Source organism: Fictibacillus nanhaiensis (genome assembly GCF_036213205.1).
GTDB classification, from domain to species: Bacteria; Bacillota; Bacilli; order Bacillales; family Fictibacillaceae; genus Fictibacillus; species Fictibacillus nanhaiensis_E.
Genome location: NZ_JARMFC010000014.1, coordinates 1 through 26,473 on the forward strand (window position 1 = coordinate 1; position 26,473 = coordinate 26,473).

Below are 26,473 nucleotides of genomic sequence, written 5' to 3' on the forward strand. Positions count from 1 at the left end.
CAATTGGGGTGCAGTTCAAAAAGGGACGTTTTTACTTCCATATGTATATGGATTAGTTTTTTCCAGGACGATCGTTATAGCCTGCTGTAAAGATGGCAGTCAGGAAGGCGAGCATCACGAGTAGGATGAGGATAAAATCCATTTGAACTCCTCCTTTGAAAGTAGTATTATTCTTTCCAGTATCTTTCCTCATTATAAATGAAAACGGTTTTCATGGGAATGTATTTCTGCTGAAATTTAACAATTCGAGGGGATTCGTGCAAGCATAAATGAAGAAAAACGTATATATGACAGGGTATCTTCCCTTGTTTTCTATTATTCTGTTCAGTTCGGGGTTTGCCATTTACTTTGAAAGACTTTTAATTGATAAGCTTACATACTTTGGTGTTTACCAGGGAATGCAAGAATTATTTGATGATCATGTGATTCACCTATCGATCGGCTTTTGTTTGTTTTTGCTGTTCTTTATGGTGTTTGCTGCTCTAAAGCTGCTGTCTGACACGTTAACGCACCTCAGTTTGTTCTTTTTTTCGAGTGATTCACAAGGGACGCTGCTTCAGCACGGAAAAGGCGGGAGCTGGTACTTTTTTGTAGGCGGTATGCTTGCGATCGGATTGAACCATTCCGTGCTGCTGATAGGTGTTGTGTTCATTGTCGCATCTCTTTTGTACTTTTTTCAATTCTTATTGCGGATCAGCTCGAGCTTATCAACCAAAGGTATCATGGGAATGGTATTTCTACACTTATTCTTCTGGACAGGTTTCGGGCTGCTTGTTGTTTATACAGTGATGCGTTTGTATAATGCGTTCGTGGCAGCTATTACCTAGAAAGTTAAGTAGGTAGAAAAAGTGAGTATTGTCGAATTTTGAAATCTCGCCGTATTTTTTATGAATCTCGCCGTATTATCATGAATATACTTCTTGTCATTAGCTCCACAGTTCCTAATACACAGCTAAAAAACCCTGCCACTACTAAGTGACAGGGTTTATTCTCAATTTTGATATGCTTTTATCATTATATCCCGCCAAATCATGACTTCTGGAGACGAACTCTCAATGGACCGAAGACTGCTTGGTGTATCACGTCCTACCCAAACGCCTGCTGTGTAACGATCAGTCAGACCGATAAACCACAGGTCGCGCACGTCATTTGTTGTTCCTGTCTTTCCGCCAATATACGTTGATCCCCTGAACCGAGCATCTTTTGCAGTACCTGAAATCGTTACAGCCTGGAGCATCTCACGCATCACGCTATTTGTTTTTTCACTCCACACAGAAACAGGTTGCTCTTTCCAAGCATATAACACCTTTCCGTTCTTATCTTTAACAGAAGTGATCAACCTAGGTTTTACAAATGTACCTCCAGAACTAAAAGTCGTATACGCACTTGTGAGTTCTAGCGGCGAAAAGCCTTTAGAAAATCCACCGAGTGCGCTTGCAAGTTGATAATCTTCACGTGTTAAAGACGAAAATCCAAAGGGCTTTAAATAAGAAAACGCCTTATTCACTCCTGTTTTCCTTAGTGCTCTGACAGCCGCTGTGTTGATTGAGCTCGCCATCGCTTTTTTCAAAGAGACAGTTCCGTAAGAAGCTCCTCCATAGTTGTTAGGACAATAGTTGCCTTCACAAATTCTTGTTGCAGAAATGAGGGAGTGTGATTTTGCGTCAAATACTTCAACATAAGGAGCATAGACGAGTAGCGGTTTTATTGAAGATCCTGGCTGTCTTTTCGCTTGGTAGGCACGGTTGAATTCTTCTAATCCAACATTCTTTCCGCCAACTATAGATACGATCTGTTTTGAAACATGATCGACAACAACGACAGATCCTTCTACATCGTTATAGGGTAACCTGCTATTCACAGCACGCACTGCTTCTTTTTGTAGCTTAGGATTTAATGCAGTCTCGACAACAACACCGCTTTTTAATAGCTGATCTCTCTTTAGCAGAAGCTCTTCGGTTGTCAGTCCATTATTAGCAGGAGCGGTTCTTATTAAACTTAGAAGCTCTTCTTTTACATATCCTACAATTTCAGGATAGAGAACGACAGGCTGAGAAACGTTTAATTTAATATGTTGTTTAAGCGATGCTTCATAAGTAGCTTCGTTTAAATAACCTTGCTCTTTCATCTTCAATAAAATCCACTTTTGCCGTTTTAGCGTGTTCTCGAAGTTTGTTAGAGGATCATACAGCTTTGGATTGTTTGGAATGGCCGCGAGCAGTGCTGTTTCAGCTACTGAAAGTGAACCCACAGGCTTACTGAAGTAATATCGACTAGCCTTTTCAATGCCATACACACCATTTTGAAAATAGATCGAGTTGATATAAAGCTCTAAGATTTTCTCTTTTGACAATTGTTGTTCGATTCTGTAGGAGATTAATAGCTCTTTTAATTTTCGGTCATATGTACGTTCGTGTGTTAAGAATAGATTGCGTGAGAGCTGCTGTGTGATCGTACTGCCGCCCTGCTGAACAGATCCTGCTGTAGAATTTGTAATAAAAGCTCGGGCGATCGCTTTTCCATCGATTCCATGATGCTGTATGAAATCTTGATCTTCCGTAGCGATGAATGCTTGGCGCATAGGTTCAGGGATTTTGTTGTAATCAAGATAAATGCGGCTCTCATTACTCTTGAACTCATACAGAAGATCTCCATTTCCATCAAGAAGGCGACTGTTTTCAGCTAGTTTCATATTCTCCACTTGAGCAAGTGACGAAATCGCTTTTTGAAAAGGAATATAGTTTTCGTGTTCAGTTCTTAAACCCATAAATGAAAAGAACACGATACAGAGGAGTAAGAGTACTGTCATAAGGCCAAGCTTTTGATTCATAAGGCTTTCTCCGTTTCAAAACATAAGGATAAACATATTTTACCATGACTATGCAAATGGAGATTCCAACTTTTTTAAATAAAAATCGCTATACAAACAGAATGATTACGGACATCCCCGCATAGAGTAGATTAACACTTGATGGAGCCAATACAATCAAGGAGGTACTCATGGATATTTTATCGAGAATCCAACTGCATCGTGAAGAAGAACAGCGTTTAGCCTGGGAAGGTACCTTCGCTGAATACCTTGATATTTTACGTGATCGGCCATTTGTTGCCCAGTCTGCGCATTCAAGAGTATACAACATGATCAAAGATGCTGGCATTTCAGAAAAGAATGGTCAAAAGGTGTATCATTTTTTCAGCGATCAGATTTTTGGATTAGAAGAATCAATCGAACGACTTGTTGAGGAGTATTTTCATCCTGCCGCTAAACGCCTTGATGTTCGTAAACGTATTTTATTGTTAATGGGACCAGTATCCGGTGGTAAATCCACTTTAGTTACAATGCTTAAACGAGGATTAGAGCAATACACGAAAACACCTGCAGGAGCGGTCTATGCGATCAAAGGCTGTCCGATGCACGAAGATCCACTGCATCTAATTCCACAGCACTTAAGAAAAGAGTTTTTTAATGATTATGGCATTCGAGTGGAGGGAAGTTTATCTCCTCTTAACACGATGAGGCTTGAACACGAATATGACAATCGCATTGAAGATGTTATGGTAGAACGCGTCTTCTTCTCAGAGGATAAGCGAACAGGGATTGGAACATTCAGCCCATCCGATCCTAAGTCACAAGATATCGCTGACTTAACGGGTAGTATCGACTTCTCCACGATTGCAGAGTATGGTTCAGAATCAGATCCACGTGCGTATCGCTTTGATGGAGAACTCAATAAGGCTAACCGAGGAATGATGGAGTTTCAGGAAATGCTGAAGTGTGATGAAAAATTCTTATGGCATCTCCTTTCTCTTACACAAGAAGGTAACTTTAAAGCGGGAAGATTTGCACTGATCTCAGCGGATGAATTAATTGTCGCGCATACGAATGAATCAGAATACAGGTCGTTCATTGCGAATAAGAAAAACGAAGCCCTGCACTCAAGGATTATCGTGATGGGCGTACCTTATAACTTAAAAGTTTCAGAGGAAGAAAAAATATACGCCAAGATGATCTCAGAGAGTGATATGTCTCATGTTCATATTGCACCGCACGCATTAAGAGTGGCCGCAACATTCTCTGTGCTAACACGATTGAAGGATTCAAAGAAACAAGGTATGGATCTATTGAAGAAGATGCGGTTGTATGATGGAGAGATCGTAGAAGGATTCAACCATGTTGACCTTGAGGAATTGAAGAAAGAGTTTGCAGATGAAGGTATGTCTGGTATCGACCCGCGTTATGTTATTAACCGAATATCATCAGCGATCATCCGCAAAGAAACACCTTCTATCAACGCGCTCGATGTTCTGCGTTCATTAAAAGACGGGCTTGATCATCATGCATCCATATCAAAGGAAGATAAAGAGAGGTTTATTAACTTTATCTCAGCTGCTCGCAAAGAATACGATGATATTGCGAAGAAAGAAGTTCAAAAAGCGTTTGTTTACTCGTACGAAGAGTCTGCGAAAACGCTCATGGACAATTATCTCGATAACGTGGAGGCGTATTGTAATAAAAATAAACTGCGCGATCCGCTTACTGGTGAAGAGATGAGTCCAGATGAGAAATTGATGAGATCGATTGAAGAGCAAATCGGAATCTCTGAGAATGCAAAAAAAGCATTCCGTGAAGAAATTCTCATTAGAATCTCTGCTTATGCAAGAAAAGGAAAGAAATTTGATTATAATTCTCATGAGAGGTTAAGAGAAGCGATTCAAAAGAAATTATTCGCGGACCTTAAAGATGTTGTAAAAATCACCACATCATCTAAAACTCCTGATGAGTCACAACTGAAGAAGATAAACGAAGTCATCGCACGGCTAGTAGATGAACACGGCTATAATACAACTAGTGCCAACGAACTACTAAGATACGTAGGAAGTCTATTGAACCGATAAAATATCGAAACACACCCAGGACACGATTGAGGTTGTCAGGGTGTGTTTTTTTACAAAAAAATAGGGAAAACTAAACAAATTACAGAGTAGAATTTACAATCGTATTTATGATAAAAATAATTGAACTTGTTTTTACTTACTTAAAAATGGTAAATTGATACTAATAAGCTAACTAAAGGAAGTGAGCCCGATGAGCTCGACTAAAAAAGAAAGAAACGGATTAATGGATTGGATAAAAGCTATTGGTGTTGCACTTATTCTAGCTATTATCATAAAAAAGTTTTTGATTGAGCAATATGTGGTTTACGGTGAGTCGATGATGCCGACCATCCAAAACGGCAACCGTCTGATTGTAAATAAGATCGGATATGAAATAAGTCAGCCTGAACGATTTGATCTGATCGTCTTTAAGGCAAATCCTGAAGAGGATTATATTAAGCGAGTGATTGGTCTACCGGGAGATCATATTGCTTATCAAGACGATAAGTTATATATCAATAACAAACCAGTGTCAGAACCTTATCTAAAAGAATTTAAGCAATTTGCTGGTGACCGGACACTCACAGGTAATTTCACACTAGAAGAGATCACAGGGCTCGATACGGTGCCTAAAGGAAAGATCTTTGTACTTGGTGACAACAGGCTTCACAGTATCGACAGCCGCCATATTGGTTTTGTTGAGATGACTGATATCGTGGGTGAAGCTAACATTCGTTATTGGCCGATGGATGAGTTAAAAGTTTTTAATGGTTTTAAAAAGGAGTAAATGGGGAAAATTTCAATAAGAGGTGAATCCCTATGACAAAACAAAATAAAGAACCTAAACGTAAAAACAGTTCAATGGCATCTAACTTTGAAGAAATGAAAGAACACGGAAAAGTAATGGAACATGTTTCTACAAATGAAGAAGTCCGTAAAAGCGGGAAAACGCCAGATCCACAGCAGCACGACAAGAAAGAATATAATAAATAACGTACACAACAAAGCCGTCTTTTCTTTTTTAGAAAAGACGGTTTTTTTATCATGAAAGTTTAGCAATTCTAAGAAGTACGTGCATATGATAATGTAACCAACCCTTTTTTTCTGATAATAGCTGATTGTATAAAGCAAGTTATGCCCCGGGTTGATCAAGAAAAGCAGCATTGACTCTTGCTGCTCTGGAGGGGAAAACAATGAGTGAGCCGGAAAAGAACAATTTTGTTGTGTCTCAGGAAAACTGGTCCCTCCACCGAAAAGGATATCAAGATCATCAAAGGCATATGGAAAAAGTGCAGGAAGCCATTAAAAACAACTTGCCGGATTTGATAAGTGAAGAGAATATCATTTTATCCAACGGACGTGATGTAATTAAAATCCCAATCCGTTCAATGGATGAATACAAAATCCGATACAACTACGACAAAAACAAGCACGTAGGCCAAGGTGATGGAGATAGTCAGGTGGGGGATGTAGTAGCCAGAGATGGACGTGCCGGACAAAGCGGGGCCGGAAAAGGAAAAGGACCTGCAGGTGACAAACCAGGTGTCGATTATGCAGAAGCCGAGGTTTCAATCTTAGAATTGGAAGAGATGTTGTTTAAAGAACTAGAACTGCCTAACTTAAAACAAAAAGAGCAAGACCAAATCGTGCTTGAAAAGATTGAATTTAATGATGTTCGTAAAAAAGGGCTCATGGGGAACGTGGATAAAAAGAGAACGATTCTTACTGCGTTCAAACGAAATGCTTTAATAGGAAAGCCAAGTGTTGCTCCTATCCATAATGACGACCTTCGCTTCAAAACATGGAACGAAGTCATCAAACCTGAATCAAAAGCAGTGGTATTAGCCATGATGGATACTTCAGGTTCGATGGGAATCTGGGAAAAGTATATGGCGAGAAGCTTCTTCTTCTGGATGACACGATTCTTGCGGTCAAAGTATGAAAAAGTAGAGATTGAATTTATTGCGCATCACACGGAGGCAAAAGTTGTATCTGAGGAAGATTTCTTTAACAAGGGTGAAAGTGGTGGAACCATCTGTTCGTCTGCATATCGCAAAGCGCTTGAGTTAATCGAGACGAAATACTCATCGAGCCGTTATAACATTTATCCGTTCCATTTCTCTGATGGAGATAACCTTACGAGTGATAATGCACGATGTGTGAAACTGGTTCAGCAAATCATGGAGCATTCTAATATGTTTGGTTATGGTGAAGTGAATGCTTATAACCGTCATTCCACTTTGATGAGTGTGTATAAGAATATGGATAATCCGAAGTTTAGTCATTATATTCTAAAAGAAAAAGCTGATGTGTATCATGCTATGAAGAGCTTTTTTAAGAAGAATGAAGTGAACGCATAAGGCCAGTTGTATTCATTGATGTACTTGAAAGTGGTTGATCTCCGTTTCAGATGCTCGCTTTCCGCGGGGCAGGCGGTGAGCCCCTTGCCACTTTGTGCCTTTAAGGGTCTCACCTGACCGCTTGTCCCGCAGGAGTCTCGCATCTTACACTCCGATCAACTTGTCGATGAAGAAAAAAATTCGATAGCAGCATTCTATTAGAAGAGAACATTATAGATATAATTCCAGACAATATTCAATTAGGAATGAGCTTTTAGAAAACGAATATTCATAAAAAACCAAATCGCCCGCATCCATGTATTGGATGGCGGGTTTTGTTGTTGAATTCAACAAAATTACATATAACTAAGGTTACGTATTATGGACGAAAAAATGGATGTAAAGGGGTGTGAGATTTGAAGACCATTAACAAGTTTGCCGTTTTCTGTTTGAGCTTGATGCTCATGTTAACTATTGTTCCTCATAAAGCTCGAGCGGACTGGTTTGATCCGTTGACGATTCACTTTTTAGACGTTGGTCAGGCTGATTGTATTCTGATAAAAGCACCAAACGGACAAACGATGCTAATCGATGGTGGAGATGAACATGACAGTGATAGAATCATCTCTTATCTAGAAAAAGAAGGAGTTACACATCTCGATATCGTGGTGGCTACTCATCCTCATCACGATCATATTGGATCATTAGATGATGTAATCAGGGCGTTTCCAGTGAGTGTATTGTACATGCCCAATCTACCATACGATACCAAATATTATCATGACCTTTTTCGAGTGATCAACGAAAAACAAATTCCCGTAGATCGCGCAAAAGCGGGTGTGAATTTTAAGATGGGCTTCTCTGTAAAAGTAGAAATGTTAGCACCTAAAGGATCTTATTATAAACACATCAATGATTACTCAGCTGTGATCAAGATTAAGCATGGCAAAAAGAATTTTCTTCTCATGGCAGATGCAGGTGCTGAAGAAGAAAAAGAGATATTAAAACGTGGTGGCGTTAAAGCAGATGTAATTAAATTGGGTCATCATGGAGCTAATACGGGAACAACGATGGAATTTTTGAAAAAAGTAAAAGCAAAAACAGCTGTGATTTCGGTCGGAAGGAATAATCCTTATCAGTTTCCATCAAAAGAGGTGTTGTATCGTTTAGACAATAGAAAGATGACAGTCTATCGGACAGATCAGCTCGGGGCAATTATCGCCACAAGCAATGGGAAGAAGATTATGTTTAGAACAAATGTCCTTCATTAAAAATCGGTTTTCTTGCGTCTTTTATAAATATTTAAGAAAATAGTATAAAACGCATAAGATGGGATTGGTTAACCGTGATCAAGGCTTTGATATTTGATTTTGATGGAACGATTCTAGATACGGAAACGCAGCATTATAACGCTTTTCAAGAACTGTATCAGGAACATGGAAGCGATCTGCCGCTAGAGGTTTGGGGAGAATGCATCGGTACCCATTCTGATTTTAATCCTTACGAATATTTAGAAAGACAGATCGATAAAAAGCTTGATCATAATGTGTTAAGAGCAAAAAAGACAGAGCGTGCACTTGCCTTAATTGCTGAGCAACGGGAACTTCCAGGTATTCTTGATTACCTTGAAGCTGCTAAGGAACTTGGATTAAAGGTTGGCCTCGCATCAAGTTCTTCACGAAAATGGGTAGAAGAGCATTTAGAAAGAATCGGTTTGATGCACTACTTTGAAGTGATAAAAACAGCAGACGATGTGGAAAAAGTTAAACCTGATCCTGCTCTTTATCTTGAAGCGGTTAAAGCCTTGAATATAAAACCTCATGAAGCTATCGCGTTTGAAGACTCTGTAAACGGATCGATGGCAGCTAAAAAAGCAGGACTATATTGTGTAGCCATTCCTAATCCTGTGACAAGACATATGACGTTTAGCGATGTTGATCATCAGATGGAAACCTTAGCAGAGTTGAGCCTCGCATCACTTATTAAACAGGCAGAGAATAAGGGTTAAAAAATATGTTTAAAGTTCAAGGTATAAATCATATTACCATCAGAGTTTCAAACTTAGAGGAATCTATCACATTTTATAAGAACGTGCTAGGTGCTAGAATCCTTCATAAAGGGAATACAGATATATACCTAGACGTAGGGGGAGTGTGGCTGTGTTTATTAGAAATTATAGATGCAAAACCTATCTGTAAGAATCAAATAGGTGTTGATCATTTTGCATTTACAGTTTCTAAAGAACATTTTCCTAAAGCGGTTCTGTTGCTGAATGAACAAAACGTTAGAATCACAAGAGGTCCGCTACAAAGAGGCGGTGGAAACACAGTTAGCTTTGAAGACCCGGATGGTAATGAAATAGAACTTTTCACAGGCAGTCTCAAAGAGCGGATGAAGGATTGGAAATAAGATAAGCAAGGTAGAGGAGCGGATAACATGAGTGAGATCGACGTTTCAAAATTCGAGAAAAAAATAGAACTACGCAACATTGAGTTTGAAGATATTGAGGAAATCTTAGAGCTTCAACAGATTTGTTTTCCAGGAAACATGGAACCTTGGAAGAGGGAACAGCTCGAAAGCCATCTTCGTATCTTTCCAGAAGGACAATTTTGTGTAACGTATGAAGGAAAGATTGTTGGAAGCTGCTCAAGTTTAATGGTTAATTTTGATGAATATGATGATAAGCATACGTGGGATGAAATCACAGATAAAGGCTATATCACGAACCATGATCCAGAAGGTTTTAACTTGTATGGTATCGAAGTAATGGTACACCCAGAATACCGACGAATGAAGATTGGGGCTCGTCTTTATGAAGCACGAAAAGAGCTAGCTGAGCAAAAGAATTTAAAAAGTATTATTCTAGGCGGAAGAATTCCAAACTACCATAAGCACGCTAAGGAAATGACTCCTCGAGAATATGTAAGAGAAGTCATTCAGCACAACATTTACGATCCTGTCTTAACCTTTCAATTGATGAATGGTTTTACTGTGATGCGATTAAACAAGAGCTATCTGCCTGATGATAAGCAATCAAATGCGTATGCGACATTAATGGAATGGAACAATGTTGATTATATTCCTAATAAAACGAAAAAGTATTTTAAAACGAGTGAGCCTGTTCGAATTACGACAATTCAATATATGATGAAAACCATAAGTTCTTTCGAAGATTTTGCGACACAGGTCGAGTATTATACAGATGTTGCATCTGATCAAGGATCAGATTTTGCTGTATTCCCTGAGCTTCTTACTACTCAGTTGTTATCGTTTTGTGAAGAGAAGAGTCCTAGCTTAGCCATTCGTAAGTTAACAGAATTTACAGAGCAATACATCGAACTCTTTACGAATCTTGCCGTTCGTTACAATGTGAACATCATAGGTGGCTCCCACTTTGTTGAAGAAGACGGAGATATCTACAATGTTGCATATCTATTCCGAAGAGACGGGACAATTGATAAACAATACAAAATTCATATCACACCGAACGAAAGAAAATGGTGGGGAATTACGGCTGGTGATAAAGTACAAGTATTTGATACAGATTGCGGAAAAATAGCGATTTTGATCTGCTATGATATCGAATTCCCTGAACTTTCACGTATCGTAACCGATCAAGGGGCGAAGATCATCTTCACACCTTTCTGTACGGAAGATCGTCAAGGCTATCTGCGCGTTCGATATTGTTCGCAGGCTCGTGCGATTGAAAATGAGATTTATACAGCGATCGCAGGTACTGTTGGAAACCTATCACAAGTGGAGAACATGGATATTCAGTATGCTCAGTCCGGTATCTTTACACCATCTGATTTTTCATTCCCAAGAGACGGAATCGTTGGGGAATGTCACCCGAATATTGAAACAGTTGTAGTAGGTGATGTGGATCTAGAAATTTTACGAAGACAACGTAAAACAGGAAGTGTAACCCTTCTACGGGATAGAAGGTTAGATCTGTATAGCGTTGTTCAAAAAGATAAAAGCAAATAACGGTATGGAAAGCGGTAAGCATATATAGCTTGCCGCTTTTTTTCTATTCCTCGGGAAATATCACGAACCTTGTCAATGTGTAAGAGTGCTTTCCTACGGTATTTTATTTTTTGTGCTGAAAGCGGTATAATAAAGGCCGTATTTAATAGAAATGGCAGGAATAACTCGATTCATATCGAAACTAACAAAAAAACAAATACATTCATTACATATAACATAAGGAGGCAGTACTATGTCCTGGGAGACAACATATGAGAAATGGGTAGGGAACGAAAAGCTCGAACAACCATTAAAGGCTGCATTAGAGGAAATCAAGGAGAACAGGACAGCACTTGAAGACTGCTTTTATAAAAATTTAGAATTTGGCACAGGTGGTATGCGTGGTGAAATAGGTCCGGGTACAAATAGAATGAACACGTACACGGTTCGGAAAGCTTCTTTAGGTTTGGCTCATTTTATTGAAGAGCAAGGGGAGAAGGCTAAAAAGCGCGGTGTTGCAATTGCATACGATTCTCGTCATCAATCACCTGAATTTGCGATGGAAGCAGCGAAAACATTAGCATCTCAGGGGATTCAAGCTTACGTATTCGAGAGCTTAAGACCTACACCTGAGTTATCATTCGCTGTAAGATACCTGAAAGCTTATAGTGGTATCGTTATTACAGCAAGCCATAATCCACCAGAATACAACGGATACAAAGTATATGGTCCAGATGGCGGCCAGCTTCCGCCAAAAGAAGCTGATGAAGTAATCGGAAAAGTAAATGCCGTTGAAGATGAACTTTCTATTGCAGTGAGATCTGAAGAGGAACTCAAAAGCGAAGGGTTGATTCAAGTTGTTGGTGAAGAAATCGACAAAGCTTACATGGATCAACTAATAAAGATTAGTTTAAACCGTGAAGTGATCAAAGAGATGCAGGACTTAAGCATCGTTTTCACGCCTCTTCACGGGACTGCAAATATTCCCGTAAGAGAAGGACTTCAACAGTTAGGTTTTACAAATGTTACAGTCGTTAAAGAACAAGAACAGCCGGACCCTAACTTTTCTACAGTGAAGTCACCTAATCCGGAAGAGCACGCTGCGTTCGAATTGGCGATTCGATATGGACAAGAAACCGATGCAGATCTTTTAATGGCAACTGACCCTGACGCAGACCGAGTAGGAATTGCCGCTAAGAACAGCAAAGGTGAATATGAGATTCTTACAGGTAATCAGACTGGAGCTCTAATGATTGAATATATCCTTTCTCAACGTGAAGAAAAAGGAAGCTTATGCTCTAAAGGGATTATCTTTAAAACGATCGTAACTTCAGAACTTGGTCGAGTAATCTCAGAATCATACGGTTTGACGTGTGAAGATACCCTCACAGGTTTTAAATTTATTGGTGAAAAGATTAAAGAATACGAAAAAAGCGGAAAACATACGTTTATTTTCGGTTATGAAGAAAGCTACGGTTCTTTAATTGGGGATTTCGTTCGTGACAAGGACGCCGTGCAGGCTTGTTTAATGGGCGCTGAAATGGCTGCATATTATAAAAAACAAGGGAAAACTCTTTTTGATGCTTTAGATGATGTTTACAAAAAACATGGGTTTTATAAAGAAGGTCTCGAGTCATTAACATTAAAAGGTAAGTCTGGGGCAGAGCAAATAGAAAATTTATTAGCAGGCTTTAGAGCAGATATGCCGCTCGAAGTGAATGGTCAAAAATTAGTGATTTCTGAAGACTATAAGTCGAGCGTTCATTACGATGTTATGAAAGATGAAAAGAGTGACATCCATCTCCCTAAATCAAATGTACTTAAATACCAATTAGAAGATGGTTCTTGGTTCTGCGTAAGACCATCTGGGACAGAACCAAAAGTGAAGTTTTATTTTGGTGTTAACGCTGATTCACATAATAAAGCAGACGAAGCTTTAGTAAACCTCAAACAATCAGTGATGGATTTGGTTCATGAAAGAATGCAAAAAGTGGTACAATAACAGGAACAGAGGCTGCAAGTTATATACTTGCAGCCATATAAATTCATGGGGTTGACATCAATATTAAAGAGATGTAATATACCCCTATAGGTATTTTGATTTTAAGAAGGAGGTGCTGAAATGGAATACACACAAGAGATGAAAAATCGTTTGAAAAGAATTGAGGGGCAAATACGTGGCGTATTGCGTATGCTAGAAGAAGAACAAGATTGTAAATCCGTTATTACTCAATTATCCGCATCTCGTACAGCGATTGATCGTACGATTGGATTAATCGTAGGCACCAACCTTGAACAATGCTTACGTGAACAAATGGAAAATGGAGAAGAAATGAATTCCGATATTGTTAAAGAAGCTGTGCAACTTTTAGTGAAAAGCCGATAAATATCTGTCAGTAGTTAGGCTGTTGACAGATTTCCTTTTATCAATTATTATACCCCTATGGGTATAATATCATTCTTAAAAAGCGTGTAATCCGGTATTAGTTATATATTTTTTTATCATTGTATATACCTATACGGGTATAAGTATTTGTTTTAGAAGGGAGATAATAATTGTGTCTATTAAGACGATTGAACCAAAAGAAGTAGAAAGATTATTAGAAACCGATAATACATTAAACATCATTGACGTTCGTGAAAACGATGAAGTTGCTCAAGGAATGATTCAGACAGCTACACATATTCCACTGGGAGAAATTTCTGACCGAATAAATGGGCTTGATCGGGATAAAGAGTATGTCATGGTTTGCCGGTCTGGAAAAAGAAGCGAAAAAGCGTGTGCGATTTTAGCTTCACATAATATTAATGTGATTAACATGTCAGGCGGAATGCTTTCTTGGAAAGGTAAAACAACTATTAAATAAGCGGAGGTTTCAAAAATGAGTATTAAAGTAGATCACGTATTAGACTGCAAAGGATTATCATGTCCGTTGCCTATTGTTCGCACGAAGAAAGCGATGGATCAGCTCGAGGCAGGTCAAGTTATTGAAGTTCAGGCGACAGATAAAGGCTCATTGGCTGATATTCAAGGATGGGCAAGAAACACAGGAAATCAATATTTAGGCACAAAAGAAGAAGGAGATGTTCTTAAGCATTATTTAAGAAAATCAAATCCTGGTGAAGTTAAAGAAGCAGCAAAGTTCGAGCATACGATTGCAAACGACGAATTAGAAAAAGTTTTAGCTGAAAATAAAGAAGATATGCTACTTCTAGATGTTAGAGAGCCGGCAGAGTATGAGTTCAAACGTATACCTGGGGCAGTATCTATTCCATTGGGAGAACTTGAAAGCAAATTAGACACACTTGATAAAAATAAAGAAATCCATGTTATTTGCCGTACAGGATCTAGAAGTGATATGGCAGCACAAATGCTAGCTGAAAATGGATTCCAACGTGTTAAGAATGTATTACCTGGTATGGTTGAATGGGATGGGCCAACAGAATAAAAAATTTTAATTAAAAATATACCTAGGGAGGTATTTCTGAAATGATAAAAGCATTATCAGCTAAAGAAGTGGCAAAACGAGTTGTTGAAGGAAGCATGTTCATTCTAGATGTTCGTAACGAAGGGGATTATAAAGATTGGAGAATTGAAGGGAAAGGAATTAAATCTATTAACCGCCCTTACTTTGATCTGATCGATGGCGTTGAAGATGTTTTAGAACATCTTCCGAAAGAAGAGGTTCTCGTTGTCTGTGCAAAAGAAGGATCTTCTGTCATGGTAGCAGAGATGCTGGATGAGGCAGGCGTTAAAGACGTTTATTACCTTGAAGGTGGTATGAAGTCTTGGAGTGAGTACTTGATGCCAGTAAAGCTTGGGGATTTGAAAGATGGAGGTTCGATCTATCAATTCAACCGTATCGGTAAGGGATGTCTTTCTTACCTTGTAGAATCAAACGGAGAAGCGGCAATTATTGACTCTGCTCGTACGATTGAAGCGTATGAAGATTTTGCAAAAGAAAACAACCTTGAAATCAAGCACATGATCGATACACACCTTCATGCTGACCATATTTCAGGCGGACGCAAACTTGCAGAAAAGACTGGAGCAACATACTGGTTACCACCAAAAGATGCTGAAGAAGTAACATTCTCATTCGCTGAATTAGAAGAAGGAAACGATATTACGATCGGAAACACGAAGATTGAGATTCAACCTTTATACACGCCTGGTCATACGATTGGAAGTACTTCTATGATCGTTGACGGACAATTCTTGCTTTCTGGAGATATTCTGTTCGTTGATTCAATCGGACGTCCAGACCTTGCGGGTAAAGCAGAAGACTGGGTTAGTGACTTACGTGATTCTTTGTATAACAAATACAACAACCTGTCTAAAGATCTAGTTGTGTTACCTGCTCACTTTGGTAAGATCAGTGAACTAGATGAAAAAGGTGCAGTCTCAGCTCCACTTGGAGAACTTTTTGAAAAGAACGATGGATTGAACATTAAGAATGAAGATGAGTTTCGAAGAGCTGTAACGGAAAACTTACCGCCACAGCCAAACGCTTATCAAGAAATTCGTCAAACCAATATGGGTAAAATCGACCCAACAAACGATGAACAGCGCGAGATGGAAATTGGTCCAAACCGCTGTGCAATCACTGAATAACTGAAAAAAATAAAAAACTATCTGGAGGTTTTACAAATGAACGTAACTCAAACTTTAGACACAAAAGGATTATCTTGCCCAATGCCGATCGTTAAAACAAAGAAAGCGATGGATACACTTGCAAGTGGAGACATCTTAGAAGTATTAGCAACGGATAAGGGTGCTGTTAATGACCTTTCTGCTTGGTCTAAGTCTTCTGGTCATGAATTGCTAGAGCATAAAGAAGAAGACGGCGTATTTAAGTTTTATATTCAAAAAGGTTAATAAAAAAATTTGAGAAACCAGATACCTATATGGGTATCTGGTTCAAAAGGAGCGTTCAATAATGGAACAAACACAAGATAAATCAACAATGGTCGTATTTAGTGGTGACCTTGATAAAGCGATGGCAAGTTTTATTATCGCAACAGGTGCTGCAGCAATGGGGAAACAAGTTACGATGTTCTTTACATTCTGGGGACTAAACATCTTAAGAAAAGAAGAGTACGTGAACGTAAAGAAAACATTCATGGATAAGATGTTTGCAAAAATGATGCCCCAAGGACCTGAAAAGTTAGGCATCTCCAAAATGAACTATGGTGGCTTAGGCGCGAAGATGATGAAGTATACGATGAAGAAGAAAAACATCGTAACGTTAAAAGAATTAATCGAAATGGCTCAAGACTTAGATGTAAAGATGGTTGCTTGTACGATGTCGATGGATGTAATGGGTATTACGAAAGAGGAACTAATTGATGGACTGGACTACGCAGGAGTTGCTTCATACCTAGCTGATGCAGATGAGTCTAAGATCAACTTATTTATTTAAGAAACATCAGTTTTAAGGAGGTGAAGTCATGGAATTAGGGTTCATTATTACAATATTTCTAATCGGCTTTATAGGTTCTTTTATCTCTGGAATGGTAGGTATCGGCGGATCCATCATCAAATATCCAATGCTTCTCTATATTCCAGCGATGCTCGGCTTCACAGCATATTCTGCTCATGAGGTATCAGGTATTAGTGCCGTTCAAGTATTCTTTGCAACGATAGGTGGGGTTTGGGCGTATCGTAAAGGCGGTTATCTGAACAAGACATTAATCATCTATATGGGTAGTGCCATCCTAATAGGAAGTTTTATTGGTGGATTTGGGTCAGAAGCCATGTCAGAAGGGCAAATTAATATTGTTTATGCTGTTTTAGCTACGTTAGCTGCTATTATGATGTTGATTCCTAAGAAAGGAATCGATGACATTCCGTTAGATCAAGTTAAGTATAATAAATGGCTTGCTGCAGTTCTAGCATTTGTTGTAGGTGTGGCAGCGGGTATCGTAGGTGCAGCAGGTGCATTTATCCTTGTACCGATCATGTTAGTCGTCCTAAAGATACCAACGAGAATGACGATTGCTACATCACTTGCCATTACGTTTATTTCGTCAATCGGTGCAACAGTTGGTAAGATTACGACAGGTCAAGTTTTATTATGGCCAGCTGTGATCATGGTAGTAGCAAGCTTGATCGCGTCTCCACTTGGGGCTCAGTTTGGTAAAAAAGTGAATACCAAAATACTTCAATTTATCTTAGCAGCACTTATAATCGCTACGTCGATCAAGATTTGGTTAGATATTCTTGGATAAAGTTAAATTAAATTTAGTTGAGTAGAACAAGGATCCGAAGTACTTTATTGATACTTCGGGTCCTTGTTTTTCATTAAAGTTGTAGGAAATAGTGTGATTGACTCTCCTTTCAAAGTGAAAGCAATGACAACAACTATATAATATTAAGCAAATGGATAGGTGCCGAAGAGTAAAATGAAGTGGGAAATAAATTGTAAGGGGTCAGTCCCCCTATATGCTTCTATAGAAATTGATCGACCTGATCAGTGTCATTGTCATGGTTGCGAATCCAACGGAGAGGATTGTTACTAGTGAATAGAATAGAATGCCTTCTCCCATTACATACAGTCCAGCAATGATGACTGCAGCATCAATCAAAAAGATAACCATCCCAACATTAATAGAAAACCATCTAGAAAGGAAAAGAGCGATCAAATCTGTTCCTCCTGTACTCGTTTCATGACGCAGCATCCAACCGATTCCTGTTCCGATGAACAACCCTCCGATCACAGAACCTTCCATGACGGAGACAGAAAACATTCCTCTTAGCGGAGATAACAAATCAATGATTAATGACGATACGAGTAAACCATGTATGCTATTTATGAAGTATCGACGCTCGAGTTTCCAAGCTATCAGATAGATAGGGATGCTCAGAATAATAATCGTTAGCCCTACTTTATAACCCCATACATATTTTACGAGCAGACTAATGCCGATCATTCCTCCATCGAGAAGATGAAAGGGAACGATGAAACCATTAATGCCTATGCCAAGTAATACGCTTCCTAAGAATATCGCTATTGTTCGTTCAAACATGGCATTCATCCCTGTCTAAGATTATTTCTACATAATATGCCTCGTTGTACAAGAATAGTCATGTGCACAGGGTGTATGTCCGTGTCTCTTTTTTCTTTTTTGCATGTAATAGTATAGAAAGCCCCTTGCTTGCAGTGCAAAATAGGGAAGGTGATTGGTGTTGAAGAACTTCAGAAGAGAAGCAAAATGTCTTTTGGAGAGGCAGGTTGTGGTGGATACAACAAATCATTCTTACGAAGGCAGACTAAGAGCTGTAGAAAGAGATTATATTACACTATGTGTGATGAGCGATAGCCATAACTATTGGGATCAAATCATTATTCGTATTGATGAGATTGTTGCTATATCTACCATTTGATTATAAAAAAATCCCTGGTACCTAAGATGGTACAGAGGGATTTTCTTTCATTTTTTTGTGAAACCTAGCGTGATCGGTTGAGGTTGCTGAGGGGGTGCACAGCATAGAGACAAATCTCGTGCATCACCAGCAGATTCAAATTCAGAGTCTTCTTTAGTATAGAAAATCTCCCAAGCGTTGCCGTCTGGATCATATACCCAAACCTTATCCTGAACGGCGTAACAGCAAGTTGTATCCATCTCGTCGATTAACAGCAATCCTGATTTTCTAAGTCTTTCTCCCATAGCCAGAACATCTTCCGTGTTGTTAACCTGGAAACCGAGATGATTTAGGACTCCGTCTTTTGAAAAGGGACGTGCATTCAATGAAAAGTGAAGAGCGGGTTGATCAAGCTCAAATTTCGCGTAGTTCTCTTTTACCTTTGTCGGTTCCGTGCCGAAAAAGCTTTTATAGAACGCTAGAGATTTTTCTAAGTCTGAACAGTTGACTGCAACATGAATGCGTTGAATCATCAAGATCTCTCCTTCTTTTTAAGATAGTAGCAATAACCATAAGTAAAGGCCGGTAAGCGTTATGAAAAGTGTTGGGACAGTCAAGATGATTCCGATTTTGAAATAATAGCCCCATGTGATCTTCACACCTTTTTTCGATAAGACGTGCAGCCATAATAGAGTGGCTAGTGAACCGATCGGAGTGATTTTTGGTCCTAAATCTGAACCAATGACATTCGCATAGATCAATGCTTCCCGAATAACTCCTGATGTTTCCGTTCCCTGTATAGCTAGTGCATCGATCATAACAGTTGGCATGTTGTTCATAATAGATGATAATATAGCAGCCAAAAAACCCATCCCGATTGTAGCAGCGAACAACCCTCCATCAGCGATCACTTGAATCCAGCTGCCGAGCATATCAGTAAGTCCTGCATTACGAAGACCATAAACGACTACATACATACCAATTGAAAAGACAACAACAGTCCATGGTGCATCTTTGATTACTTTTTTTGTTTGAATAGCAGGACTTTTACGAGCAGCGATGATAAAGAAAAGAGCTGCAGCTCCTGCAATGAATGAGACAGGAACACCAATAAACTCACTCGTTAAGTATCCGATTAATAGAACAGCTAGTATAATCCATGAAAGCTTAAACATCTTCTCATCTCGAATGGCTTCTTTTGGTCGCTTAAGTTGAGATAGATCATAGTTCTTCGGTATATCTTTTCTGAAAAAGAGGAACAAAACAAGCATGCTAGCGAACAGTGAAAAGAAGTTCGGCACGATCATTCGGCTTGCGTATTCAACGAATCCGATGTTAAAGAAATCGGCAGACACGATATTTACTAAGTTTGAGACGACAAGTGGTAATGAAGTGGTATCTGCAATAAACCCACTTGCCATAATAAACGGTAATATCATGGCTTCTTTTAATTTCAAGGCCCGAACTTGAGCAAGTACGATAGGAGTAAGAATTAATGCTGCCCCATCATTTGCAAAAAATGCTGAAACTGCAGCTCCAAGAAGAATCACATAGGCAAACATCTTTTTACCGTTTCCACCTGCAAGTCGCGCCATATGTAAGGCGGACCATTCGAAGAAACCGATCTCATCTAAAATAATCGATATGAGTATGATCGCTACAAACGCTAATGTAGCATTCCAAACAATCCCCGTAACCGTCCACACATCAGCGAGTGAAACCACGCCAAGAAGAAGTGCAATGATGGCTCCAATGGTAGCAGACCAACCGATGGAAAGCCCGCGTGGCTGCCAGATAACAAAAATAATTGTAACCAAAAATACAGCTACGGCCATTAACGCCATGCTGTTCATAAAAATCCCCCCATTTATGTAATTCTAAGTTAGCAACAAACTTTTCCGCCTGAAGCTTTTAACTCTTCAATCTTAGCTGACATATCAGGCAGAGAATCTAAATTGGCTTTAATGAATGGATAGATTTCTCCATCAATGGAGTAGAAGATCCATTGACTGTTACGTCGTTCTTTAACGAGTTTAGCTTGCTTTAATTTTCTTAAATGCTGTGAAATACTAGGCTGTGTCATCTTTAAGATATCAACTAACTCACATACACATAATTCTTCGTGGCGGAGTAAAGCTAAAATATTTAATCGTGTTTTATCTGCCATTGCTTTATAACACTCTGTTAACTGATCAAGTTCCATAATTGACTTCACCTCATTAGTATATAACCATATGTTTATATAAAATGTCAAAGAATATATAAATAAATATTGATATAAGGATATACTTATATTATGATGTTCTCGAAAGAAGTTCTTTACTACAGGAGGTTTTACACATGGCTAAACCAATCATCTATTTCCTTTGCACAGGTAATTCTTGTCGTTCTCAGATGGCAGAAGGATTTGGACACCACTACCTTGGTGATAAATATGACGTATATTCAGCTGGCATCGAAGCACATGGTGTTAATCCAAACGCGATCAAAGCGATGAAAGAAGTGGATATTGACATTACGAATCAAACATCAGATGTAATCGACAAAGACATTCTAGAAAAAGCAGACTTAGTAGTAACGTTATGCGGTCATGCAAACGATGTATGTCCAGCAACACCACCTCACAAAACACGTGAACATTGGGGATTCGATGATCCAGCAGGAAAAGAGTGGAGTGAATTCCAACGCGTTCGTGACGAAATCGCAGCACGTATCAAGCGCTTTGCTGAAACAGGAGAATAAGGTTATACCAAGCTCAGGAACTTAATAGTTCCTGAGCTTTTTTTAGTATGATTTTCTTTATTTCGCTCATGTTACTAATGAGGTGATCATGTGAAACGTCTTCTTTTATTCATATTGATTTTTAGTAGTGTGTTTATAAACACAAACTTAGCAGAAGCTGCTGATAGAAGAGCAGTATTTATTAGAAATGACGGTCTATGGCTTAAAGAAGGTGAATTAGAAAGAAAGCTTGTAGAAGGTTCAAATCTAACTCATCCAACGTTCTCAAGCAACGGAACCTATATTAGTTACATTGCGCGTAAAGGGAAAGAGCTATGGGTGTATAACCGTGTAACGCGTTTAAAAAGAAAAGTATTCGATGGCGATGTGAGTTTAACTAGATGGTCTCCGACAGAATCCAAACTTGCATGGAAAAGCGGGGGTGTGCTCAATGTAATCGACCTAACGAGACCTGCTTCATCCTTTCAAAATGTCATCCTGGGCACAGGTAACTACAGTTGGGCACCTGACGGGAGAGGATTTGTTGTCTCATCTTCTGCAAATCTAGAGCCTGATGGCTGGAGTCCAGTTCGACTTTTCTACGTTCCTGTAAATGCAAACGGTGATTTGAACAAAGTACAGAACATTACGACGCTGCCTAAGATGAGTGAAACGTTCTTTGCTATAGGTACAACAGAATTCAAGTGGGGGATGGATGATCAGTGGTTTGCCTTCATCGCATGTCCAACAGCATCCATGTCAGCAGACAGCAACACTTTATTGGTTGTTTCTTTAGACGGATCAAGAACTCGAATGATAGGAAACATGTTGGATCAGCCGAACTGGTTCCACTGGTCGCCGAATACGAAACAGCTCGGCTTTATAAAAGGAATCGGAAGGCTAATCTCTGAAAATAAACGATTAACGGTTTGGGATCCTAAGGGCGGTAACGAGATAAATCTAGGATACACGGGTTTTGCCGACGGCGATTTTACTTGGTTGAATGATAAGAACATGATTGTGAGCAGACAGATTGAATGGGGTTATGAGGTACCACAGGAAAAAAGAGCAAAACCCTTTTTAGTCAGTGTGAAAATTAAAGACGGAAGTGCAAAGAGATTAACGAATCCAGCTTCTGGGGAAGCGGATGTTTATCCAAAAACATTACCAGGTGAACAACTAACATGGATTCGTACAAATAGCCAGAGTGCAAAAGTAATGGTAAAAGAAGATTTAGGTGCACCTGAAACGTTATGGATAAATAATCTCCGAACTCCACAAGACTGTTCTGGGTGGTCGTGCATGTTAGATATATATGAAGCTAGATGAAAATTTGGTGAATCCGTGAAACTGGATTCACTTTTTTATTTTTGAACAAAGAAGTTTTTAAAACCCGTCCAATATTTCACTTGTTTTCTCATGAATGCCTGTTTTGTTTCATACAGTTAAAAGTAAGGAAATAGCAGGAGGGGGAAAATATGAACTGGGACTTGCAAAATAAGGAGCTAGAAAAAGCAATAGCTGAAATTACCGAGATTGCTGACCACTTTGGCCTTGATTTTTACCCGATGCGGTATGAGATATGTCCTGCAGATATTATTTATACATTTGGTGCATACGGAATGCCAACTCGTTTCTCTCATTGGAGCTTCGGAAAACAGTTTCATAAAATGAAGCTTCAGTATGACTTAGGACTGAGTAAAATTTATGAGCTTGTTATCAACTCAGATCCGTGTTACGCGTTCTTACTTGATACGAATTCGCTTATTCAGAATAAATTGATCATTGCCCATGTTCTGGGGCACTGTGATTTCTTCAAAAACAATGTTCGATTTTCAAATACGAGAAGAGACATGGTTGAATGCATGACGGCTACAGCTGAACGAGTAGCTCAATATGAACATCTATACGGTAAAAAAGAGGTCGAACAGTTCTTAGACGCTGTTCTGGCCATACAAGAACATATCGATCCATCACTTGTGCGAAATAAATTAAATTATGTATTTGAAGAGGAAGAAATTCTTACGCCTAAGAAGGAAACTCCGTACGATGACCTGTGGAAACTCGACGACAAAAAAGGTCCAAAACCAGCGTTGAAAAAGAAAAAATCATTTCCACCGCAGCCTGAAAAGGACATATTATTATTTATTGAACAATACAGTCGTGAGCTGGAAGAGTGGCAGCGCGACATCTTATCCATGATGCGAGAAGAAATGCTCTATTTCTGGCCACAGCTTGAAACGAAAATCATGAACGAAGGCTGGGCATCTTATTGGCACGCAAAGATCCTGCAAGAGATGGATTTGACTTCTCACGAAACAATTGAGTTCGCGAAACTGAACGCAGGAGTTGTGCAACCTTCAAAGACATCGATAAATCCATATTATTTGGGACTGCAGATCTTCAAAGACATCGAAGACCGCTACAACAACCCTGATGAAGAGTTAATCAGACAAGGCGTGAAACCTGGATCTGGACGTGAGAAAATGTTTGAAGTCCGTGAACTAGAATCTGATATGTCTTTCATCCGGAACTATTTAACGAAAGATCTTGCCCAGCGGGAAGACATGTACCTGTTTCAAAAGCAGGGTAAGGAATATAAGGTTGTTGATAAGCAGTGGGAAGAAGTACGTGACCAGCTCGTGAGTATGAGAGTAAACGGAGGATTTCCATATATCACAGTCAATGACGCCGATTATATGAAGAACGGAGAGCTCTACCTCAATCATAGCTTTGAAGATATGGAACTGGATGTGAAATACCTTGAAAAAGTACTTCCTCATCTTCATTATCTTTGGGGCCGTCCTGTTCATATGGAGACGAAAATTGAACAGAAACCAGTTCTGTTCACGTTTGATGGGAAGACAGTGCATCGGAAGTATCTATAAAATTAAACAAGTGTTTAAAAAACATTCCTTTTTAGAGGGATGTTTTTTTATTAAATAGGATATTTTTGTATGAAGTGAATGATAATTTTCTTTTCAAATGTCTTACTAGTAATTTGTTTAGAGAGGATGTTTATATAAATAACGGCATCACTGAAAATAGTTACTTTTAAACTCTTCTCCTTTAACTTTTGACCTCGAGGGGCTAGCCACTGCAACTAGACAGTCCGAAAAGTGGCCGTACAAATGTGGCTCACCGCTTGCCCCGCGGAAAGCGAGTATCTGAAACGGAAATCAACTTCTTTCACACAAGAAAGTTTACGAAACAGCCATTCTTTTTTGAACGTTTCGTGACATGTAAAACTGTCCAGTTGACTGTATGGTTTTCTCTATTGTACATTGTATTTAATTATCAAGAGGAAGAGGTGAGGATATTGGGAAGGCGTATCGTATTGGTGAACTAGCAGAGGTAACAAATGTATCTAAAAGAACCATCGACTATTATTCCCAGATTGGTTTACTCCAGCCTCTTCGAACGGATTCGAATTATCGATTATATGACGAAGAGACGATTCATGTATTAGGGTTGATCGAACATTATAAGAAACTTAACATGCCCTTACATGAAATCAAGTCTGTGATCGAACTAGTCAAATTGAAAAGTACAGAAAATGAACAGGTTGAGAAGTACGTGGACCAGATTGCTGATCTCATGAAGCATCTTGAGGCGGAAATTAGAGAAATCAAGCCAATCATGGAAAGCCTAAATGATAAGCAAAGAGAGCTTCTCTTAAATAAAGTCTCTCCTCAAGGCATGACTTTAGCACATTCATTACTTTTACTTTTCGGGTAAATAATAGTTGAGAGATATTTTTCGTGTTAATCGATCGAAACTATTTATACAACCTGGGAGGTGTATTCCTTGTGGTTCATGTAACCATAAGGAGAACATTTGGAGATTATTAACTTAATTATGGTAGCTATTTTAATCGCTTTGACTGCTTTTTTTGTAGCTACCGAATTCGCGATTGTAAAGATTCGTACAACAAGACTTGATCAACTCGTTGCAGAGGGCAATACAAAAGCAGTAGCTGCTAGAAAGGTTGTTGGAAACCTCGACGAATACCTTTCAGCCTGTCAACTTGGAATAACTATTACGGCACTAGGATTAGGGTGGTTAGGAGAGCCGACGGTTGAGCATTTGCTTCATCCTCTTTTTGTAGAGCTTGATCTGTCTGAGTCTGTTTCAAGTATCTTATCGTTTATTATCGCCTTTGCTTTAATTACATTCTTACACGTAGTTATTGGTGAGCTTGCACCGAAAACACTTGCTATTCAAAAGGCAGAAGCGGTTACGTTAAGAATCGCAAAACCAATCATGTTTTTCTATAAGATCATGTATCCGTTTATTAAAACGTTGAACGGATCTGCACGTATTTTTACAGGCTGGTTTGGTTTAAAGCCTGCATCTGAACATGAACTTGCTCACTCGGAGGAAGAGTTGAGACTCATCCTATCTGAGAGCTATAAAAGTGGTGAGATCAACCAATCAGAGTTTAAATATGTGAATAATATCTTTCAATTTGATGATCGTACAGCGAAAGAGATTATGGTACCTCGCGTTGATATGGTAACACTTGATCAATCTGAAACAGTAAAAGAAAGTATTGCTGTTGTAACAGAAGAGAACTATACCCGATATCCAATCGTAGATGGAGATAAAGACAGTGTTGTTGGTATGGTAAATATGAAGCAAGTATTAACAGACTTTGTTAACGGAAAGAATTCAGATGCTTCACTCGAAGAGTATGTAAGACCTGTTATTCAGGTTTTCGAAACTACACCTATACATGATCTTTTGTTAAAAATGCAAAAAGAGCGTGTTCACATGGCGATCTTGATCGATGAATATGGCGGCACATCGGGACTTGTAACCGTCGAAGATATCCTTGAAGAAATCGTAGGCGAAATTCGAGATGAATTTGACGATGATGAAGTACCAGATATTAAGAAGGTTGATGAAAATAGAACAATCCTTGATGGGAAAGTGTTGATCTCAGAAGTAAACGACCTTTTTGGCCTAAATATTAATGATGAAGATGTTGATACAATTGGTGGATGGATTTTATCTGAAAAGATGGAGATTCACATGGGCGATGAAGTTTCAGTAGAGAACTATCGTTTTAAGATATTGGAAATCGATGGATATCACGTTAAATCACTTGAGGTAATGAAAGTAAGGGACCAAGAGTCTTTAGCTTAATCAAAAAAAGACGTGCAAGTTTTGCACGTCTTTTTTATAAATAGAAGTAGATGCTCAT

Annotated in this window: 28 protein-coding genes; 23 read left to right on the plus strand and 5 right to left on the minus strand. The window is 39.0% G+C overall.

Translation table 11 applies throughout. The features are described from left to right. The first annotated feature begins 269 nt into the window (after positions 1–269). Positions 270–827: a DUF5366 family protein gene (locus P4V41_RS14040; RefSeq protein WP_328085674.1), complete on the plus strand. Its 558-nt coding sequence runs from the start codon at positions 270–272 to the stop codon at positions 825–827. 164 nt (positions 828–991) lie between these two features. On the opposite strand, the gene P4V41_RS14045 is transcribed toward P4V41_RS14040, so the two are convergent. Beyond that, on the minus strand, positions 992–2,830 hold the full coding sequence (locus tag P4V41_RS14045; protein ID WP_328085675.1) for a transglycosylase domain-containing protein: 1,839 nt from the start codon (positions 2,828–2,830) through the stop codon (positions 992–994). A gap of 170 nt (positions 2,831–3,000) precedes the next feature. On the opposite strand from P4V41_RS14045, the gene P4V41_RS14050 reads away from it, so the two are divergent. The 16 genes from P4V41_RS14050 (at position 3,001) to P4V41_RS14125 (ending at position 17,411) form a co-directional block, all read left to right on the plus strand. Next, positions 3,001–4,896, plus strand: coding sequence for a PrkA family serine protein kinase (locus P4V41_RS14050; RefSeq protein ID WP_066391232.1), 1,896 nt, complete (start codon positions 3,001–3,003; stop codon positions 4,894–4,896). A gap of 190 nt (positions 4,897–5,086) precedes the next feature. Continuing rightward, positions 5,087–5,662 (plus strand): signal peptidase I, encoded by a 576-nt coding sequence (gene lepB, locus P4V41_RS14055; RefSeq protein ID WP_328085676.1) that lies wholly within the window; start codon positions 5,087–5,089, stop codon positions 5,660–5,662. Between the two features lie 32 nt (positions 5,663–5,694). Next, entirely contained in the window at positions 5,695–5,868 is a 174-nt protein-coding gene (locus P4V41_RS14060) for a hypothetical protein (protein ID WP_328085677.1), read from the plus strand. Between the two features lie 200 nt (positions 5,869–6,068). Beyond that, positions 6,069–7,235, plus strand: coding sequence for a sporulation protein YhbH (yhbH, locus tag P4V41_RS14065; protein WP_328085678.1), 1,167 nt, complete (start codon positions 6,069–6,071; stop codon positions 7,233–7,235). 395 nt (positions 7,236–7,630) lie between these two features. After that, positions 7,631–8,485, plus strand: a complete 855-nt coding sequence (locus tag P4V41_RS14070) for a ComEC/Rec2 family competence protein (protein ID WP_328085679.1) — start codon at positions 7,631–7,633, stop codon at positions 8,483–8,485. Between the two features lie 74 nt (positions 8,486–8,559). Then, a complete protein-coding gene (locus P4V41_RS14075; protein WP_328085680.1) occupies positions 8,560–9,222 on the plus strand; it encodes an HAD family hydrolase in 663 nt (220 codons plus the stop codon). A gap of 5 nt (positions 9,223–9,227) precedes the next feature. Beyond that, the gene (locus P4V41_RS14080) at positions 9,228–9,623 is read left to right on the plus strand and encodes a VOC family protein (RefSeq protein ID WP_328085681.1); all 396 of its coding nucleotides are present in this window, start codon (positions 9,228–9,230) and stop codon (positions 9,621–9,623) included. A 27-nt stretch (positions 9,624–9,650) separates the two neighbouring features. Then, positions 9,651–11,201 carry a bifunctional GNAT family N-acetyltransferase/carbon-nitrogen hydrolase family protein gene (locus P4V41_RS14085; RefSeq protein WP_328085682.1) on the plus strand — a complete coding sequence of 517 codons (1,551 nt, stop codon included), beginning with the start codon at positions 9,651–9,653 and terminating at the stop codon, positions 11,199–11,201. Between the two features lie 232 nt (positions 11,202–11,433). After that, the gene (locus tag P4V41_RS14090) at positions 11,434–13,182 is read left to right on the plus strand and encodes a phospho-sugar mutase (RefSeq protein WP_328085683.1); all 1,749 of its coding nucleotides are present in this window, start codon (positions 11,434–11,436) and stop codon (positions 13,180–13,182) included. Positions 13,183–13,302: 120 nt separating this feature from the next. Next, complete coding sequence (locus tag P4V41_RS14095; RefSeq protein ID WP_197126789.1) at positions 13,303–13,566, plus strand: metal-sensitive transcriptional regulator; 264 nt, start codon at positions 13,303–13,305, stop codon at positions 13,564–13,566. 178 nt (positions 13,567–13,744) lie between these two features. Next, positions 13,745–14,047 carry a rhodanese-like domain-containing protein gene (locus P4V41_RS14100; protein WP_328085910.1) on the plus strand — a complete coding sequence of 101 codons (303 nt, stop codon included), beginning with the start codon at positions 13,745–13,747 and terminating at the stop codon, positions 14,045–14,047. A 15-nt stretch (positions 14,048–14,062) separates the two neighbouring features. Further along, positions 14,063–14,629, plus strand: coding sequence for a sulfurtransferase TusA family protein (locus P4V41_RS14105; RefSeq protein WP_328085684.1), 567 nt, complete (start codon positions 14,063–14,065; stop codon positions 14,627–14,629). A 41-nt stretch (positions 14,630–14,670) separates the two neighbouring features. Beyond that, entirely contained in the window at positions 14,671–15,795 is a 1,125-nt protein-coding gene (locus P4V41_RS14110; RefSeq protein WP_328085686.1) for an MBL fold metallo-hydrolase, read from the plus strand. 36 nt (positions 15,796–15,831) lie between these two features. Further along, entirely contained in the window at positions 15,832–16,059 is a 228-nt protein-coding gene (locus tag P4V41_RS14115) for a sulfurtransferase TusA family protein (protein ID WP_153236556.1), read from the plus strand. Positions 16,060–16,120: 61 nt separating this feature from the next. Then, positions 16,121–16,603, plus strand: a complete 483-nt coding sequence (locus tag P4V41_RS14120; protein ID WP_137790616.1) for a DsrE/DsrF/DrsH-like family protein — start codon at positions 16,121–16,123, stop codon at positions 16,601–16,603. A gap of 28 nt (positions 16,604–16,631) precedes the next feature. Then, complete coding sequence (locus P4V41_RS14125; RefSeq protein WP_328085687.1) at positions 16,632–17,411, plus strand: sulfite exporter TauE/SafE family protein; 780 nt, start codon at positions 16,632–16,634, stop codon at positions 17,409–17,411. Positions 17,412–17,621: 210 nt separating this feature from the next. Here the strand turns inward: P4V41_RS14125 and P4V41_RS14130 are convergent, their stop codons facing one another. Beyond that, complete coding sequence (locus P4V41_RS14130; protein WP_328085690.1) at positions 17,622–18,209, minus strand: YitT family protein; 588 nt, start codon at positions 18,207–18,209, stop codon at positions 17,622–17,624. 157 nt (positions 18,210–18,366) lie between these two features. Here P4V41_RS14130 and P4V41_RS14135 point away from each other — a divergent pair, with 157 nt between their 5' ends. Beyond that, positions 18,367–18,567 carry a DUF2642 domain-containing protein gene (locus P4V41_RS14135; RefSeq protein ID WP_328085691.1) on the plus strand — a complete coding sequence of 67 codons (201 nt, stop codon included), beginning with the start codon at positions 18,367–18,369 and terminating at the stop codon, positions 18,565–18,567. Between the two features lie 47 nt (positions 18,568–18,614). Here the strand turns inward: P4V41_RS14135 and P4V41_RS14140 are convergent, their stop codons facing one another. The 3 genes from P4V41_RS14140 to P4V41_RS14150 are packed head-to-tail and all read right to left on the minus strand — an operon-like array spanning position 18,615 to position 20,749. Then, entirely contained in the window at positions 18,615–19,079 is a 465-nt protein-coding gene (locus P4V41_RS14140) for an ArsI/CadI family heavy metal resistance metalloenzyme (protein WP_328085692.1), read from the minus strand. 18 nt (positions 19,080–19,097) lie between these two features. Next, complete coding sequence (locus P4V41_RS14145) at positions 19,098–20,390, minus strand: arsenic transporter (RefSeq protein WP_419181323.1); 1,293 nt, start codon at positions 20,388–20,390, stop codon at positions 19,098–19,100. 38 nt (positions 20,391–20,428) lie between these two features. Then, positions 20,429–20,749, minus strand: coding sequence for an ArsR/SmtB family transcription factor (locus P4V41_RS14150; protein ID WP_197126797.1), 321 nt, complete (start codon positions 20,747–20,749; stop codon positions 20,429–20,431). Positions 20,750–20,886: 137 nt separating this feature from the next. On the opposite strand from P4V41_RS14150, the gene arsC reads away from it, so the two are divergent. From arsC to P4V41_RS14175, 5 genes are all read left to right on the plus strand, one after another. Beyond that, complete coding sequence (arsC, locus tag P4V41_RS14155) at positions 20,887–21,288, plus strand: arsenate reductase (thioredoxin) (protein WP_144703067.1); 402 nt, start codon at positions 20,887–20,889, stop codon at positions 21,286–21,288. Positions 21,289–21,378: 90 nt separating this feature from the next. Beyond that, positions 21,379–22,596 (plus strand): hypothetical protein, encoded by a 1,218-nt coding sequence (locus tag P4V41_RS14160; protein ID WP_328085695.1) that lies wholly within the window; start codon positions 21,379–21,381, stop codon positions 22,594–22,596. 149 nt (positions 22,597–22,745) lie between these two features. Beyond that, positions 22,746–24,155, plus strand: a complete 1,410-nt coding sequence (locus P4V41_RS14165) for a SpoVR family protein (protein WP_328085697.1) — start codon at positions 22,746–22,748, stop codon at positions 24,153–24,155. Positions 24,156–24,603: 448 nt separating this feature from the next. Continuing rightward, positions 24,604–25,005: a MerR family transcriptional regulator gene (locus P4V41_RS14170; RefSeq protein WP_328085911.1), complete on the plus strand. Its 402-nt coding sequence runs from the start codon at positions 24,604–24,606 to the stop codon at positions 25,003–25,005. Positions 25,006–25,104: 99 nt separating this feature from the next. Beyond that, positions 25,105–26,415, plus strand: a complete 1,311-nt coding sequence (locus tag P4V41_RS14175) for a hemolysin family protein (RefSeq protein ID WP_328085698.1) — start codon at positions 25,105–25,107, stop codon at positions 26,413–26,415. The last annotated feature ends 58 nt before the right edge of the window (positions 26,416–26,473 follow it).

Excerpts from the sequence above, each read along its gene's own strand:
- P4V41_RS14115 (WP_153236556.1), top strand. The coding sequence starts at position 15,832 with ATGAACGTAACTCAAACTTTAGACACAAAAGGATTATCTTGCCCAATG.
- P4V41_RS14050 (WP_066391232.1), top strand. The coding sequence starts at position 3,001 with ATGGATATTTTATCGAGAATCCAACTGCATCGTGAAGAAGAACAGCGT.
- P4V41_RS14120 (WP_137790616.1), top strand. The coding sequence starts at position 16,121 with ATGGAACAAACACAAGATAAATCAACAATGGTCGTATTTAGTGGTGAC.
- P4V41_RS14140 (WP_328085692.1), bottom strand. The coding sequence starts at position 19,079 with ATGATTCAACGCATTCATGTTGCAGTCAACTGTTCAGACTTAGAAAAA.
- P4V41_RS14165 (WP_328085697.1), top strand. The coding sequence starts at position 22,746 with ATGAACTGGGACTTGCAAAATAAGGAGCTAGAAAAAGCAATAGCTGAA.
- P4V41_RS14085 (WP_328085682.1), top strand. The coding sequence starts at position 9,651 with ATGAGTGAGATCGACGTTTCAAAATTCGAGAAAAAAATAGAACTACGC.
- P4V41_RS14045 (WP_328085675.1), bottom strand. The coding sequence starts at position 2,830 with ATGAATCAAAAGCTTGGCCTTATGACAGTACTCTTACTCCTCTGTATC.
- P4V41_RS14040 (WP_328085674.1), top strand. The coding sequence starts at position 270 with ATGAAGAAAAACGTATATATGACAGGGTATCTTCCCTTGTTTTCTATT.
- lepB (WP_328085676.1), top strand. The coding sequence starts at position 5,087 with ATGAGCTCGACTAAAAAAGAAAGAAACGGATTAATGGATTGGATAAAA.
- P4V41_RS14150 (WP_197126797.1), bottom strand. The coding sequence starts at position 20,749 with ATGGAACTTGATCAGTTAACAGAGTGTTATAAAGCAATGGCAGATAAA.
- P4V41_RS14080 (WP_328085681.1), top strand. The coding sequence starts at position 9,228 with ATGTTTAAAGTTCAAGGTATAAATCATATTACCATCAGAGTTTCAAAC.
- P4V41_RS14060 (WP_328085677.1), top strand. The coding sequence starts at position 5,695 with ATGACAAAACAAAATAAAGAACCTAAACGTAAAAACAGTTCAATGGCA.
- P4V41_RS14125 (WP_328085687.1), top strand. The coding sequence starts at position 16,632 with ATGGAATTAGGGTTCATTATTACAATATTTCTAATCGGCTTTATAGGT.
- arsC (WP_144703067.1), top strand. The coding sequence starts at position 20,887 with ATGGCTAAACCAATCATCTATTTCCTTTGCACAGGTAATTCTTGTCGT.
- P4V41_RS14145 (WP_419181323.1), bottom strand. The coding sequence starts at position 20,390 with ATGGCGTTAATGGCCGTAGCTGTATTTTTGGTTACAATTATTTTTGTT.
- yhbH (WP_328085678.1), top strand. The coding sequence starts at position 6,069 with ATGAGTGAGCCGGAAAAGAACAATTTTGTTGTGTCTCAGGAAAACTGG.
- P4V41_RS14110 (WP_328085686.1), top strand. The coding sequence starts at position 14,671 with ATGATAAAAGCATTATCAGCTAAAGAAGTGGCAAAACGAGTTGTTGAA.
- P4V41_RS14130 (WP_328085690.1), bottom strand. The coding sequence starts at position 18,209 with ATGTTTGAACGAACAATAGCGATATTCTTAGGAAGCGTATTACTTGGC.
- P4V41_RS14095 (WP_197126789.1), top strand. The coding sequence starts at position 13,303 with ATGGAATACACACAAGAGATGAAAAATCGTTTGAAAAGAATTGAGGGG.
- P4V41_RS14090 (WP_328085683.1), top strand. The coding sequence starts at position 11,434 with ATGTCCTGGGAGACAACATATGAGAAATGGGTAGGGAACGAAAAGCTC.
- P4V41_RS14105 (WP_328085684.1), top strand. The coding sequence starts at position 14,063 with ATGAGTATTAAAGTAGATCACGTATTAGACTGCAAAGGATTATCATGT.